The organism is Nocardia sp. FBN12 (assembly GCF_050320175.1).
GTDB lineage: Bacteria > Actinomycetota > Actinomycetes > Mycobacteriales > Mycobacteriaceae > Nocardia.
Map to the genome: position 1 here is coordinate 3,537,367 of NZ_CP190048.1, position 14,811 is coordinate 3,552,177.

Consider the following 14,811-nt stretch of genomic DNA (forward strand, 5'->3'; position numbering starts at 1 on the left):
TTATCGCCTCGCCGACCGGGCGGTATGTCCGGCTCTCCCGCGACGGCGCGGAGTTTGCTGTGATGGTGGCGTGCCGACATTCACGCCCACCTCGCCCACGGCCCTGGCCCGGCTCGTCGCCGACCGGCTCGTCGAGCTGCCGGGGCGACGGGTGCTCGCGGTCGACGGTGCCGATGCCGCCGTGCCCGTCGAACTGGGCAGGCGGATCGTGGCGACGCTCGCCGATCGAGGTAGATCGGCGGCGGCGGTGTCGGTGCACGACTTCGTGCGGCCCGCGTCGTTGCGGATGGAATACGGGCGTGATGACGAATGGTCTTATCGCACAGCGTGGTTCGATTACGCGGCGATTCGCCGCGAGATCCTCGACGCGATGCGCGAGGACGGGCGGTGGTTGCCCGCGCTGTGGGATGAGCAGCGGGATCGGTCGGCGCGGGCGAGGATTCGCCCCGCGCAGGCCGATCTGGTGCTGGTGCTCGCGGGGCCGATGCTGCTGGGGCGCGGTCTCGACTTCGATCTGACGCTGCGCTTGGAGCTGAGCGAGCAAGCGGCGCTGCGGCTTACGCCGGTCGATCAGCGGTGGACCTTGCCCGCTGTGCGCGATCACACAGCCGAGAATCCCGAAGACGCGACCTGGACGGTCCGCTGGGATCATCCCGATCGGGCGGCGCTGCGTAGCTGACAGCACGGACACCGTTGCGGCCGAGGTGCTCCAGATCCGCGAAAGCCCCGTCCGAGATTCCGGACGGGGCTCGAGCGTGCAGAGATCAGGCGCAGGCGACCGAGGTCTGACCGAGGTTGGTCAGCATGCCGCAGGCCCACGACTTCTGGACCTTCCACTTGCCCTCTTCGGCCACGAACGGCACGTCGACGAGGTTGGTCTGGCCGTTGACCGTGAAGTTGGCCTTGGCGTTGACACTGTCACCGAACGAGGTCACCTCGGTGACCTGCACCTGGACGTTGTTGTCCACAACCGCCTGGGCCAGTCGGTTCGGCAGCTCGGGATCGGCCTCGATGCCCTGCACGAAGTCCAGCTTCTGATCGTTGGGGACCGCCGGATCCAGCGCGGTGCCGAGCTGCGCGTTGAGCTGCTCGACGGTAGGCACGGCAGGCAGTTCCGCGGTGGGCGCGCCGCTCGCCGAAGTCTTGGCGCTGGTAGCGGTCTTGGACGTGGTGTCACCCTTGTCGTCACTGCACGCGCTCAGCCCGAGGGCGGCGACCACAGCCAGTCCTGCGATCGCGACTCGTCCGGTCCTACGAAACTTCATCCACTCGTCCTTACGTCGGGTCGGTCTCTCGCCCACGGGGCGACGGCGGAGGCCGGCGCAACACAGCGCAGGCCTCGATGCCACGGCCCGGACGCTACCCAGTGAATTTGAGGAAACCCTAAGACACAGACAACGTGGGTCTGTGAGACGCGTCGGATTGTGTTGTTCCCCAGTGTTACCCGGGGCGCAGACCGGCCACCGCGTCGACCAGGCGGGCATGAGTCGGCGCGTCCGCTGCGGCGATCAGTCCGTGCGGGGCGGTGTGCAGTGGTTGCCCGCCGAGACCGGTGACCACACAGCCCGCTGCCTGGCATATCGCGATCGCGCTGGTGAAGTGCACGCTGTCACGCAGGTCACCGCCGGTGATGTAGGCGGCGCGGCGGCCTGCCGCGACCCAGGCCAGGGCCAAGGAGGTCGATAACACGCGCGGGTGGAATTCGCCCGCGAAGCCGTCGGCGTCGAAGAGTCGCGCGGGGGTCGACCAGGGGAACGGGTGGTCGAGGTCGACGTCGACGAGGTGGCTTCCGGCGTGCGGGTGTAGTGGCTCGTCGCGGCCGTCGGCGCGGAGGAACGAACCCTGCCCCGCTGTCCAGAAGACCTCGTCGGCGAAGGGGTCGGCGGTTGCCGCCGCCTGCACGGTGCCGGTGTCACGCAGGGCGACATTCACCGCCACGAACGCGGTATCGACCGCGAAATTCCTTGTGCCACAGAGTGGATCGATGAACCACGTGCGGTCGCTGCGGGCTGATCCGGTGACTCCCGACTCCTCGGCGACGAACCGGTCGCCCGGGAAGGCGGTCGCGAGGACATCGAGGATGGCTTTCTCGGCGGCGATATCGGCCTGGGTGGCGAAATCGTCGCCCAGTTTGGCGTAGTGCGTGAGCGGGGCGTGGAAGGCCGTCCGAATCACCTGCGAAGCGACTTCTGTTGCGTGGATTGCGATTTCACTATCTGAGTGGTGCACCGTCTCCAGACTACGGACCGCGCGGCACCCCGGCAGGCGAATCCAGGGCCCTGACGGCGCGCGCATGCGGGGTTGCGCAGAGGCGCTGGCCGGAGCGAATCCGGAGCTACGCCGGAACGGCCAAGTACACGGCGAGGCCGAGGCCGCAGATCCCGACCGCCACGCGCAACACGCTCGGCGGGATCACCTTCACCACCGGCGGACCGCACCAGCCACCCGCCAGCGCCCCCGCGCCGAGGGCCAGTGCCGCGCCCCAGTGCACGGGCCCGAAGGCCGCGAAGCCGACCGCCGCGACCAGGTTCGCGATGCCGAGCAGGAAGCTCTTGAGAATCGATGCGCTCCAGAGGGATTCGGAGGTGCACAGCAGCATCATCGACAGATAGATCACGCCCGCGCCCGCGCCGAAATAGCCGCCGTACACGGAGGTGAGCAGGATGCCGACCGGCACGATCCAGGGCGCGCTCAGCTCGCCGATATGGCGGCGCACCAGCGGTTGCACGAGCAGCGCGATCGACGCCATGGCCACCAGAAACGGCACGACCACCTCGAATGCCCCGGCCGGGGCGACCAGCAACGCGAGCGCACCGAGGAGACCGCCCACCGCCGCCAGCACCGCCCAGCGCACCAGCGTGGGTCCGCGGCCGATGAGTTCGCGCCCGGAATTCGCGGTCGCGCCGACGCCGACAGCGACCATCGCGACGGTATTGGTGACATTGGCCGCGACGGGCGGCAGACCGGCGGCCAGCAGCGCAGGATAGGAGACGATCGAGGCCATCCCCGTGACGAAACCGATCAGGCCGGTGAAGAATCCCGCGACGACGAGCAAGGAGAAGTCGAGCGCGGTCACGGACCGACTGTACGGTATGCCCAGTTGGCAGCAATTTCTGGGCCAACCGCGGCCCACATCGACTCCACACCGCCCACCGGCGGCGGGATCACTCCGACGCGCCGTAGGCCGTGCCAGGATGTCGGAGTGCAGATGACGACTTTCGAGCCGGGCGAACCACCCGTTCGACGTAACCGGCTGGACTCCAACACCGTTGCCCGCCTCGACGACGTCACCACCTTCGCCCAACTGCTCGACGCCTTAGAGCTCGTCCGCATGGATCATCCCGATGCCAGGATCCTGTGCACGCTCGACGACCTCGGCCAGTGCGCGTACACGAGCATGCACGCCACGCTCGGGCTCGTCGAAGGCGACAGCGAACACCCCGACGACGCGGACGACCCCGCTGCCACCCACCACGCCGAGAACGCCACGGTCTCCCGGATCGCCGCCCTGCTCGACAATCCGTCCGCCCGCGTCCCCTGGGAAGCGTTGCGCGACACCCGCAATGCCTCCGAGGACGAGCTCACCGCCCTCGTCACCGCCAATCGCTCCCCCGACCGCGTGGTCGACGACGTCGTCCTGATCCAGCGCGTCCCGGTCGACCGCGACGACCTCGCCATCGCCGGCATCCCCAACGGCTACTTCGCCGACGACTGGTCCACCTACGACAACCACACCGTAGTCCGCCGCATGGCCACCCACGGCTACCGCCACATCGCCATCGGCGCCTCCCTCCTCGCCTTCGCCCGCCCCACTTCCCCGACCCCCGAACAAGCAGCGGCCCTGATCACCGACCTCACCCACCTCTACGGCTCCCCCACCGCCATCGCCTGGCACGAACTGGCCGTCCAACTCCCCACCCACCGCCACCTCATCCTCGGCTACGCCGAGAACTTCGCCGACGCCCTCACCACCGACACCGAAGGCGCAGCGGGCCAGCCGTAGCAGCGACCTGACCGCACTCGAGCACAGCGCTCAGCCGCGAGCCTGCCGACAAACAGATGCGGCGTAGCCGACGTCTGGGCGGTCGACCCACCCGAAAATGCCTCGGCGGGCGTCGTGATCACGACGCCCGCCGAGGCGAATCTCTCAGTGCCCGAACAACTTCGGGCCCACAATCACCAGCCGCGCTCGGCGAGGCGGTGGGGCTGGGGGATGTCTTCGACGTTGATGCCGACCATGGCCTCGCCCAGGCCGCGCGAGACCTTGGCCAGGACGTCCGGGTCGTCGTAGAAGGTGGTGGCCTTGACGATGGCGGCGGCGCGCTGTTCGGGGTTGCCGGACTTGAAGATGCCGGAGCCGACGAAGACGCCTTCGGCGCCGAGCTGCATCATCATGGCGGCGTCGGCGGGGGTGGCGATACCGCCCGCGGTGAACATGACGACCGGGAGCTTGCCGGTCTGGGCGACCTCACGGACCAGCTCGTACGGGGCCTGCAGTTCCTTGGCGGCCACGAAGAGCTCGTCCTCGGACAGCGAGGTCAGGCGGCGGATCTCGCCGCGAATGGTGCGCATGTGGGTGGTGGCGTTGGAGACGTCGCCGGTGCCGGCCTCGCCCTTGGAGCGGATCATGGCCGCGCCCTCGGTGATGCGGCGCAGGGCCTCGCCGAGGTTGGTGGCGCCACAGACGAAGGGGACGGTGAAGTTCCACTTGTCGATGTGGTTGGCGTAGTCGGCGGGGGTGAGGACCTCGGACTCGTCGATGTAGTCGACACCGAGGCTCTGCAGGATCTGCGCCTCGACGAAGTGACCGATGCGGGCCTTGGCCATGACCGGGATGGAGACGGCGGCGATGATGCCGTCGATCATGTCCGGGTCGCTCATCCGGGACACGCCACCCTGGGCGCGGATGTCGGCGGGCACCCGCTCGAGCGCCATCACGGCCACGGCGCCCGCGTCTTCGGCGATCTTGGCCTGCTCGGCGTTGACCACATCCATGATCACGCCACCCTTGAGCATCTCGGCCATGCCGCGCTTCACGCGGGCGGTGCCGACGGTGTTGGTGGTCTCAGGCGTAGTCACGAATGTCTCCTGTGTCATGGGCGCCAATCAAGTCGCTCGGATCGGGGTTCACCGTCGATTCTAGAGCTGCCCGAATTCGGCCTTCATAGCCAGTTGGGCACCACTGGCCTTGTCGCGACCAGCGCAGATGCGGAACCAGTCCACGGCTGGCCTTCTCCAATGGCCTCCTGATCACCGCGCGCCGACCCCGACCGGGTCCGCCGCCGGGCCGCGCCGGGCGCGGTCGAACTGCACGATCACCGCCGCCACAGCCGCGGTGCCCGCAGCGCACCACAACGCCGCGACCGGGGTCTGCGTGCGATCGACGGCCACGCCGGCGACCATCGGACCGAGCACCGCGCCGATGTTGAGCGCGGTGGTGGCCATCGCGCCCGCGAGGCGCGGCGCGGTGGGCGCGGCGGTCCGCACGATCGTCGCGATCAACGCGGATCCGACGCCGAACGCGGCCGCCCCGGTGAGCAAAGTCATGACCGCGACCCCGGCGATCGTGTGCGCGGTCACCGCCGCCAACGCCCACACGCCGACCAGCCCGACCGTGCCCACGGTGATGATGGAGCGGCCGCGGCGGTCGCTGTACCGCCCGGTGAGCGTCACCCCGACGAAGGAACCGAGACCGAACAACGCCAGCACCAGCGGGACCCAGCCCCTGGTTGTTCCCGCGATTCCAGCGGCGATGGTGCCGAGGTAGGTGAACGCGGCGAACGTCGCGGCGTTGACCAATACCCCCACGACCACCGCCGACCGCACCTCGCGCACACCGAGCACCGCCCACTCCGACCACATCGACCGATCCGATGCGTCCGCCCCCGCGCCGTCACGCGGCACCATCGACGCCACCGGGATCAGAACCGCCGCGCTCACCACTGCGACGGCCGCGAAGGCTGATCGCCAGCCCCACAGCTGCCCGAGCAGCGTCCCCGCGGGTACGCCCGCGATGCAGGCCACGGTCACCCCGGACACGATGATCGAGGTCGCCCGCCCGAGCAGCGCGGGCCCGACCAGCCGCGGCAGCGCGGCCAGTACGATCGCCAGAAATCCGGCATTGGCGACCGCGGCGACCGCACGGGTAGCCACCAGCACCGCGAAATCGGTGGTGACAGCACCCACGATATGGGCGACGCAGAAGAGCGCGAGAAACGTTGTCGCCGAACGCCGTAGCGGCCACCGGCCCGCGGTGGCCGCCATCGTCGGCGCCCCCAGCACCATGCCGACCGCGTACACCGAGGTCAGCAACCCCACTGTGCCGAGCGAAACGGCGAAGTCGGCGGCGGTCCGCGCCAGCAACCCCGACATCATGAATTCCGATGTGCCCTGCGCGAAAACCGCGGCAGCCAGCACGAAAACCCCGATGGGCATAGTCAACTCTCCGGATACCGGGACACCGCGCGTCGCGCGCGGTGTCCGAGACGATGCGGCATCGGGCGAATCATGGCCCGGCCGCGAGGAATCGACGATCATCCGGCGTTGCGAACGACACCTCGCACCGGTCCGCGGACCGATGGAGGATTGACCCACAACGCCGCCCGACCCGCAGGCCGGACGGCTACCTTCTGGACGCCTCCGGAGAATTCACCCGCTCACCTTAGGTGAGCCGACACCGGGAACGTCAACTGATTTTCCGACGTCGACCGTCGAGGCGGGAAGGGCAGTCGGTCAGCTTGCGGGACGGTCGAACTGAACGTGGACTTCGGACGCGCCGCGCAACGCCGCCACGGGTGCCGCTTCCGCACGCACCTGTGCGCGAACCCGCGAGCTCATCGATTGGAACGGCGTAACGGTCAGTGTCAGTGTGTGCCCGCTCTTGCGTGGCCGCCAGATTCCGGCGACGGCGCCGTCGGACAGCACCACGCCCGGTGCGCCGACCGTCTTCCATACCGCGCGTTGATATTTCGATTCGACGATGGTGTCGCGATCCCGTGTCTGCGTGTAGGGATCGCCGGGTGGCAGCAGCCGTACACCGTGTGCTTCGTGCGCTGACCGGAGTTCATCCAGGTCCTCGGTGCGGATCCACCGGCGCCGACCGTCGTATTCGACCGGAGCGAGTTCGTTCGCCACCGTGTCCCACCACGGATCCACGTCACCGGCTCGCACACCGAGCCAGGCTGCGAATTCACCACGGGACGACGGTCCGTAGCACCGCAGATAGCGGCGCAGCAGTGCGGCGCGATCCGCTGCGGGGTCGGTCTCGGGCAACGGCTCGCCGAGCCATTCCTCGAGCAGGACGAACGGTGCTGTGTTGTCGGTGCGCGGCGCGATGCAGACGATGCCGCGTAGCGTCAGGATCCGCAGGCAGAAGTGCACGACGGCCTCGCCAAGCGGCTGGTTCGCGCCATACGGACCCGGGGCATCCCAGGCTGCGCGCTGGGTCGCGGTGAGTGTGTCCGCGATGCGTGTGGCGAGCTCCGCGCCGAGTTCGCCGATCGCCACCGCGCGCTGCGAGAGCACCGGGCCGATCTGCGCGACGGTGCGGTCCACCACGTCGTCGAGGCCCATCCCGAGCGTGTCGAGCGCCGGACCGACACCGCTGATCAGGCGCAGCCGCGCCGCCTCGGTCGTCGGCAGGACACCCGAGGTGAACACCGGCGCGTCGGCGGTCGGGAAGAAGTACGGCGAACCACGCATGCACCAGGTCTGTAACAACGACTTGTCCTGCGCGACAAGGTCATCGACGCGCGCACCGGTCACGCCGTCGACCCGGGCCGCCAGTGCGAGCAGCGCCGAACCTGGTGGACTGTTCTGCACCGCGCACGCGCCGGCCACCTCGAGCAGATCGTCGAGCGGTCGCCGGGTGAGCAGATTGTGTGAAAGCAACCGAAACCCGATGACCTCAGCGATTCCGACAGATCTTTCCCGAGCTGCCATGCTTCGCCTCCGATCGTCGTCGCGCACCAGATCGACCGACCGTAACCGCCGCACCGATGACCTCAGCGGACCACAGGCCCCGTGTTGTCCCAGCCGTCTCTCATCATGCCGAACGGTCTACGAGTTCAGTGCCGTCCCGGCCGGGTTTCAGCATCCGAACGCACCACGAGCCCTGCGTCGTTTCGACCGCCCAGCGGCCCGAACGCACCGCGAGCCCGTGCCGTCGCGGCCTTTCAGCGAATCGAGCGGACCACGTGCTTGGTGTCGTCCACGGCCGCGGTCACAGCTTCGGCGAGCAGTTCGTCGAGGTGATACGGGTAGACGGCCTCGCCCGCGGCGTCGAGGCTGCGGATGTCGTCGGCCGAGCACCAGCGGTGGTCGGTGATCGTGCGGCGTTCGAGGGCGGTGAGGTCGGCGGGGCGCCATTCGAAACCCGGCGAGCGCAGGGTGAAGAACAGTTCTTCGGAGCGGATGAGTTCGCCGTTGAACGGGAACACCGCCACGCGTCGCCACAGCGGACCGCGCAGCGCGGCGGGGTCGACGCGCTGGCCGGTTTCCTCGTAGACCTCACGGACCGCGGCGTCGCGCAGGTTCTCCCCCGGTTCGACACCGCCGCCGACGGTGAACCAGAAGGCGACCTCGGGAATCATCGGGTCGTGGCCGCGCAGCAGCAGCACGCGGTTCTGCTCGTCGAGCAGGACGACCCGCGCGGACGTGCGGGTGGTGTGGACGACGAGGCCGGTGGCCGCGGCGGGCGTCGCGCGTTCGGTGATCTCGAAGTAGTGCGGCAGCGGTGCGGTGCCGCCCAGATGCAGAATGCGCACGGGCCTGCGGGTGCGCAGGGCGAGGGTGTCGCGCACGGCGTCGTTGTGGAAGCGGCGCGCGATCAGCACGCGCGCCTCGGCGTCGGCGAGTTCGGCCACCAGCTGGGGTCGCAGGTGGTCGATGTCGACGAGCGACAGCGCGGCGGAGAGCTGGTTCTCGATCGTTTCCCGGTCACCGCGGTCGGCACGTTCGGCGCGATCGGCCAGCGCGGCGAGCTGGGTGGCCCGTTCGGCGCGGCGCGGATCGGCACTCACCGGACCGGCCTCCGACATGGCCACCGCGCGCGCCACCACGGCACGACGAGCGAGCGCGGCATCGAGTGCCTGCCAGGACTGGTCGGAGCGCACGTGCAGCCGGTCGAGGCGGTTCGCGGTGGAGTAGGCCCACACGCCGAGCGCGAGAACGAGCAGGGCGATCAGCCCGAGAACGAGAACGGTGGTCGCGGAGAAGGTGATCATCCGGCGGCCCGCACCCGATTGTCGCCGACGGTGACGGTCTCGTACACCCGCAGGATCTGTTCGGCCACGACGGGCCAGTCGTAGCCGGCGACCACCTGGGTCGCGGTGCGCACGAGACGCTCGCGGGTCTCGTCGTCGGTCAGCAACGTGTCGATCGCGGTGGCCAGCGCCTCGGAGTCACCGATCGGCGTGAGCATGCCCGCCGTCCCGTCGCGCAACACGCGCCGGAAGGCGTCGAGCTCGCTCGCGACCACCGGCGTGCCCGCCGCCATCGCCTCGATCAGGATGATGCCGAAGCTCTCCCCACCCAGATTCGGCGCGACGTACACGTCGGCGCTGCGCAGGGCGGCGGCTTTCTCCTCGTCGGAGACCTGTCCGAGGAACCGCAGATGGCCTGCGTGCTCGCCGGCTTCACGACGCAGCCGCTCCTCGTCACCGCGCCCGACGATGAGGATCTCCACGTCGGGGTGGTGCTCGATGAGGGCGGGCAGCGCACCGAGCAATACGTCCATGCCCTTGCGCGGTTCGTCGTAGCGACCGAGGAACAGCACCGCGCGACCCGCGCGCGGATACCCGTCCAGTGGCGCACCGCGCGCGAACGCCGACACGTCGACCCCGTTGGGAATCTCCACCGCGTCGGAGCCGAGCGCCTCGACCTGCCAGCGCCTGGCCAGCTCTGACACGGCGATCCGTCCGCTGATCTTCTCGTGATACGGACGGAGCACACCCTGAAAAGTGCTGAGCACCAACGACTTCGTGGTCGAGGTGTGGAAGGTCGCCACGATCGGACCCTCGGCGATCTTGAGGGCAAGCATCGACAGGCTCGGGGCGTTGGGTTCGTGGATGTGCAGCACGTCGAAGTCGTTGCTGTCGATCCAGCGCCGGATCCTGGTGTAGGCCATCGGACCGAACGACAACCGCGCGACCGACCCGTTGTAGGGAATCGCGACCGCGCGACCGGCCGAGACGACGAACTCGGGCAGCGGTGTGTCGTCGGAGGCGGGGGCGAGCACGCTCACCTTGTGCCCGCGTTCGATGAACACTCTGGCGAGTTCGACGACATGAGCCTGCACGCCGCCGGGAACATCGAACGAATACGGGCAGATCATGCCGATCCTCACGGCTGTCCCCCCGCCTGCTGCGCGGTGATCCGCGACAGTCGTTCGGGCGACAGATCGCCTTCCCAGAGCGGTTGCAGCATGTGCCAGTCGGCCGGATGCTCGGCGATATCGGCGGCGAACTGGTCTGCGAGGGCCTGCGTCGCGGCCGCGACCCCGCCGGAAACATCCAGTGCCGGTTCGACTTTCAGTCCCCAGCCCTCGGTGCCGTCGTCGCCGACGGTGAACCAGCCGTGCACCGGCATGAGCGCGGCACCGGTCTCGATGGCCAGTTTGGCGGCACCGGCGGGCATCCAGGTGCGCTCGCCGAAGAAGTCGACGGGCACGCCCTTGCCGGTGAGATCGCGTTCCCCCATCAGGCACACGATCCGGTTCTGCCGCAGCCGTTGCGCGAGCGCGACGAACGGCGGCTGCTCGCCACCGGTGAGCGGGAAAACCTCGAAACCGAGGCTCTCGCGGTAAGCGACGAACCGCTCGAACAACGATTCGGGCTTCAGCCGCTCGGCCACGGTGGTGAAGGTGTCGTAGTGCTGCACCAACCACACACCGGCCATGTCCCAGTTGCCCGAATGCGGGAGCACCAACAGGACGCCTCGGCCCTGTTCGAGTGCCGCGTCGAGATGTTCCAAACCGCCGACGTAGTAGTCGACGGTGGTGTGGTCCATCGACGGCAGCCGGAACGCCTCACGCCAATAGCGAGCGTAGGAACGCATGCTCGCCCGCATCAGGTCATCGGGCACCTGCTCGGGCGGCACGCCGAGGACACGTGCGAGATTGCGGCGCAACTGTTCCGGGCCGCCGCCCTTCACCGCACGGTCGGCGCCGAGATCGAAGACCCTGCGCACCAACCCTTCCGGTGCCGAACGCACAAGGCTCCAACCCGCGGCGTACCCCCAGTCGCTCAATCGATCTTTGAGGCTCACGACGCCGATCCCCCTGTCGCGTCCGGCCGCGGCGCCGGCGCGATAACCACCCGGGCACCCGGCGAGTTGCGCACCGCCAGCACTCGCTGGAACACCGTCACGATGCTCAGCACCGCCAGCACCCACATCGCCACGTACACGGCCCAGGTGAGCCAGTCGATCCCCCAGTGCCCGCCGATGCCGGTGAGCCCGGTGCCGACCAGCACGATGACCAGGCGGTCCGGGCGTTCGATGAGCCCGCCGTCGGCGGACAGACCGCTCGCCTCGGCGCGCGCCTTGGCGTAGGAGATCACCTGCGAGGTGACCAGCACGATCAAGGTCAGCGCGAACAGTTGCTTGCTGTGCTCGTGATAGACCGCCCACCAGGCGAGCCCGCCGAAGATCGCGCCGTCGGCCACCCGGTCACAGGTGGCGTCGAGGACGGCGCCGTACTTCGTGCCGCCGCCGCGGGCGCGCGCCATCGCCCCGTCGAGCATGTCGAACATGACGAACAGCCAGATGACCATCGTTCCCCAGAACAGATGTCCGGAGGGGAACAGGGTCACCGCGGCGGCGATCGTCGCCGCGGTGCCGATCAGTGTCATCGCGTCCGGGGTGAGCCCCGTCCCGACGAGCGCTTTGCCCAGCGGCGCAGTCGCTTTCGCAAACGTCTGGCGGCCGAAGAAGCTGAGCACGTTCTTTATTCCTCCCACGCCTCCGCCAGCAGCTGCCGCGTTTCGCGCAACAACTGAGGCATCACCTTCACCCCGCCGACCACGGTGATGAAGTTCGCATCCCCGCCCCAGCGCGGCACGATGTGCTGGTGCAGGTGGTCGGCGAGCGAACCACCGGCCACCCCACCGAGATTGAGACCCACGTTGAATCCGGCAGGCCGCGAGACCTGCTTCATCACGCGAATGGCCCGCTGCGTGAAGGCCATCAGTTCCGCGCTCTCGGCGGGCGTGAGGTCCTCCAGGTCGGCTACCCGGCGGTAAGGCACCACCATCATGTGCCCTGGGTTGTACGGGTACAAGTTGAGCACGGCGTAAACATTCTCGCCGCGGGCGATTATCAGACCGTCCTCGTCCGACATCTTGGGGATATCGGTGAACGGATGCCCGGTCGCGTCCTTGGGCTTGACCTCTCCGGTGATGTAGGACATCCGGTACGGCGTCCACAACCGCTGCAGGCGATCAGGCTGGCCTGCCCCGGCGTCGACGATCTCACCGGCGTCGGGGGCGAGGTTCTCGCTCATGATGCTGCATCCTCTCGGCCTGCCCGGGCGTCCTGCGTGGTGACGCAGGCTAGCGCCTCCGGGCGCTGACCGCTCATGCCTGACCCGCCGCGGAGACGACCTCGAACCCCTCGGCGGTCGGTGAGGCGTTCTCGCGGTGGGCGACCCAGGACTTGATCGTGGCGACCGCGTCAGCGACCGGCACCCCGTTGACCTGGGTGCCGTCGCGGAACCGGAAGCTCACCGCGTTCGCTTCCACGTCACGCGCACCCGCGAGCAACATGAACGGCACCTTCTGCGCGGTCTGGTTGAAGATCTTCTTCTGCATCCGGTCGTCGCTGCGGTCCACCTGGGCCCGCACGCCGGCGTCGCGCAGCTGCTCGATCACCGAATCCAGGTGCGGGACAAAGTTTTCCGCCACCGGGATGCCGACGACCTGCACCGGCGAGAGCCAGGCGGGGAACGCGCCGGCGTAGTGCTCGGTGAGCACGCCGAAGAAGCGTTCGATCGAGCCGAACAGGGCGCGGTGGATCATCACCGGACGCTGCTTGGTGCCGTCGGAGGCGGTGTACTCGAGGTCGAAACGATCGGGCAGGTTGAAGTCGAGCTGCACGGTCGACATCTGCCAGGTGCGGCCCAGCGCGTCCTTGACCTGCACGGAGATCTTCGGACCGTAGAACGCGGCGCCGCCCGGGTCGGGCACCAGGTCCAGACCCGAAGCCTCGGCGACCTTTTCGAGGGTTTCGGTGGCCTCGGCCCACAGCTCGTCCGAGCCCACGTACTTCTTCGGGTCCTTGGTGGACAGCTCGAGGTAGAAGTCGTCGAGGCCGTAGTCCTTCAGCAGGCCGAGGACGAACTGCAGGGTGCTGGTGAGCTCGGCGTGCATCTGCTCTTTGGTGCAGTAGATGTGCGCGTCGTCCTGGGTCATGCCGCGCACGCGGGTCAGGCCGTGGATCACGCCGGACTTCTCGTAGCGGTACACCGAGCCGAATTCGAACATCCGCAGCGGCAGTTCACGGTAGGAGCGGCCGCGCGCGCCGAAGATCAGGTTGTGCATCGGGCAGTTCATCGGCTTGACGTAGTAGTCCTGGCCGGGCTTGCGGACGGTGCCGTCCTCGTTGAGTTCGGCGTCGAGGTGCATGGCCGGGAACATGCCGTCCTTGTACCAGTCGAGATGGCCCGAGATCTCGTACAGGTGCCCCTTGGTGAGGTGCGGGGTGTTGACGAATTCGTAGCCCGCGTCGACGTGGCGCTGACGCGAGTACTCCTCCATCTCCTTGCGGATGATGCCGCCCTTGGGGTGGAACACCGGCAGGCCCGAACCGAGCGCGTCGGGGAAGGAGAACAGGTCGAGTTCGAGGCCGAGCTTGCGGTGATCGCGGCGCTCGGCCTCGGCCAGCAGTTCCAGGTAGGCGTCCATCGCCTCGGTGGATTCCCACGCGGTGCCGTACACGCGCTGCAGGTCCTCGCGGTCCTGGTCGCCACGCCAGTAGGCGGCCGAGGAGCGGGTGAGCTTGAAGGCGGGGATGAACTTGGTGGTGGGGATGTGCGGGCCGCGGCACAGGTCGCCCCACAGCTTTTCGCCGGTGCGCGGGTCGAGGTTGTCGTAGATGGTCAGCTCGTTGCCGCCGACCTCCATGATCTCGGGGTCGTCGATGCCGGACTTGTCGCTGATCAGCTCCAGTTTGAACGGCTCGTTCGCCAATTCGACGCGGGCGTCGTCGACTTCGACGACACGACGCGAAAAGCGTTGCGCGCCTTTGATGATCTTCTTCATCCGCGATTCCAGCTTGGCCAGATCCTCGGGGGTGAAGGGCTTGTCGACCTGGAAGTCGTAGTAGAAGCCGTCCTTGATCGGCGGGCCGATGCCGAGCTTCGCGTCCGGGAACTCCTGCTGCACCGCCTGGGCGAGCACGTGCGCGGCCGAGTGCCGGATCACGCTGCGCCCGTCCTCGCTGTTGGCGGGAACCGGCTCGACGTCGGCGTCTTCTTCCGGGATCCAGGACAGATCCTTGAGCGCGCCGTCGACATCGCGTACGACCACGACGGTGTCGGGGCCCTTGGTAGGCAAACCCGCTTCCCGTACCGCCGCGCCCGCCGTAGTCCCGGCCGGCACTCGAACGAGGGCGACTGGACTGATGGGTGCAGAGGTGGTCACGGGGATGCTCTCCTTGACTTCGGTGCCGGGTCGATCCGGCAGTTCTCGCAGGGTCCTTCCTGCGCCCGCCCATGCTATCGGGAGCGCCGACAGGCCGTGTCGATGGACCTAGGCCGCGTGTTGGTCGATGACAGCGACGAGGACGCCGTCCGCGCCGGGCACGGTGCCGGTCCCC

14 protein-coding genes are annotated in these 14,811 nt (G+C 68.5%); 2 read left to right on the forward strand and 12 right to left on the reverse strand.

Features of this window, described 5'->3' with window-relative positions; translation table 11 throughout:
* Positions 1-70: 70 nt before the first annotated feature.
* Complete coding sequence (locus ACQHI0_RS17045) at positions 71-679, forward strand: hypothetical protein (RefSeq protein WP_427908905.1); 609 nt, start codon at positions 71-73, stop codon at positions 677-679.
* An 85-nt stretch (positions 680-764) separates the two neighbouring features.
* Here ACQHI0_RS17045 and ACQHI0_RS17050 read toward each other — a convergent pair whose 3' ends face one another.
* The 3 genes from ACQHI0_RS17050 to ACQHI0_RS17060 form a co-directional block, all read right to left on the reverse strand.
* Positions 765-1,265, reverse strand: coding sequence for a hypothetical protein (locus ACQHI0_RS17050; RefSeq protein ID WP_427908906.1), 501 nt, complete (start codon positions 1,263-1,265; stop codon positions 765-767).
* A 175-nt stretch (positions 1,266-1,440) separates the two neighbouring features.
* A complete protein-coding gene (locus tag ACQHI0_RS17055) occupies positions 1,441-2,295 on the reverse strand; it encodes an inositol monophosphatase family protein (RefSeq protein ID WP_427908907.1) in 855 nt (284 codons plus the stop codon).
* 40 nt (positions 2,296-2,335) lie between these two features.
* Positions 2,336-3,076 (reverse strand): TSUP family transporter, encoded by a 741-nt coding sequence (locus ACQHI0_RS17060; RefSeq protein ID WP_427908908.1) that lies wholly within the window; start codon positions 3,074-3,076, stop codon positions 2,336-2,338.
* A 132-nt stretch (positions 3,077-3,208) separates the two neighbouring features.
* On the opposite strand from ACQHI0_RS17060, the gene ACQHI0_RS17065 reads away from it, so the two are divergent.
* A complete protein-coding gene (locus ACQHI0_RS17065) occupies positions 3,209-4,003 on the forward strand; it encodes a hypothetical protein (protein ID WP_427908909.1) in 795 nt (264 codons plus the stop codon).
* 173 nt (positions 4,004-4,176) lie between these two features.
* Here ACQHI0_RS17065 and pdxS read toward each other — a convergent pair whose 3' ends face one another.
* The 9 genes from pdxS to thrS all read right to left on the reverse strand — a co-directional run bounded on the left by pdxS (position 4,177) and on the right by thrS (position 14,636).
* Positions 4,177-5,097, reverse strand: a complete 921-nt coding sequence (gene pdxS / locus ACQHI0_RS17070; protein ID WP_266290719.1) for a pyridoxal 5'-phosphate synthase lyase subunit PdxS — start codon at positions 5,095-5,097, stop codon at positions 4,177-4,179.
* A 153-nt stretch (positions 5,098-5,250) separates the two neighbouring features.
* On the reverse strand, positions 5,251-6,435 hold the full coding sequence (locus ACQHI0_RS17075) for a Cmx/CmrA family chloramphenicol efflux MFS transporter (RefSeq protein ID WP_427908910.1): 1,185 nt from the start codon (positions 6,433-6,435) through the stop codon (positions 5,251-5,253).
* A gap of 297 nt (positions 6,436-6,732) precedes the next feature.
* A complete protein-coding gene (locus ACQHI0_RS17080) occupies positions 6,733-7,941 on the reverse strand; it encodes a winged helix DNA-binding domain-containing protein (RefSeq protein WP_427908911.1) in 1,209 nt (402 codons plus the stop codon).
* A gap of 233 nt (positions 7,942-8,174) precedes the next feature.
* Positions 8,175-9,221 (reverse strand): NUDIX hydrolase, encoded by a 1,047-nt coding sequence (locus ACQHI0_RS17085; protein ID WP_427909193.1) that lies wholly within the window; start codon positions 9,219-9,221, stop codon positions 8,175-8,177.
* On the reverse strand, positions 9,221-10,345 hold the full coding sequence (locus tag ACQHI0_RS17090) for a glycosyltransferase family 4 protein (RefSeq protein ID WP_427908912.1): 1,125 nt from the start codon (positions 10,343-10,345) through the stop codon (positions 9,221-9,223). The genes ACQHI0_RS17085 and ACQHI0_RS17090 overlap by 1 nt, the downstream gene beginning before the upstream one ends.
* A complete protein-coding gene (locus tag ACQHI0_RS17095) occupies positions 10,342-11,265 on the reverse strand; it encodes a phosphatidylinositol mannoside acyltransferase (RefSeq protein ID WP_427908913.1) in 924 nt (307 codons plus the stop codon). The genes ACQHI0_RS17090 and ACQHI0_RS17095 overlap by 4 nt, the downstream gene beginning before the upstream one ends.
* Positions 11,262-11,939 carry a phosphatidylinositol phosphate synthase gene (pgsA, locus tag ACQHI0_RS17100; RefSeq protein ID WP_427908914.1) on the reverse strand — a complete coding sequence of 226 codons (678 nt, stop codon included), beginning with the start codon at positions 11,937-11,939 and terminating at the stop codon, positions 11,262-11,264. The genes ACQHI0_RS17095 and pgsA overlap by 4 nt, the downstream gene beginning before the upstream one ends.
* 5 nt (positions 11,940-11,944) lie before the next feature.
* Positions 11,945-12,499: an HIT family protein gene (locus ACQHI0_RS17105; protein WP_427908915.1), complete on the reverse strand. Its 555-nt coding sequence runs from the start codon at positions 12,497-12,499 to the stop codon at positions 11,945-11,947.
* Positions 12,500-12,572: 73 nt separating this feature from the next.
* Positions 12,573-14,636, reverse strand: a complete 2,064-nt coding sequence (thrS, locus tag ACQHI0_RS17110) for a threonine--tRNA ligase (protein ID WP_427908916.1) — start codon at positions 14,634-14,636, stop codon at positions 12,573-12,575.
* Between the last annotated feature and the right edge of the window lie 175 nt (positions 14,637-14,811).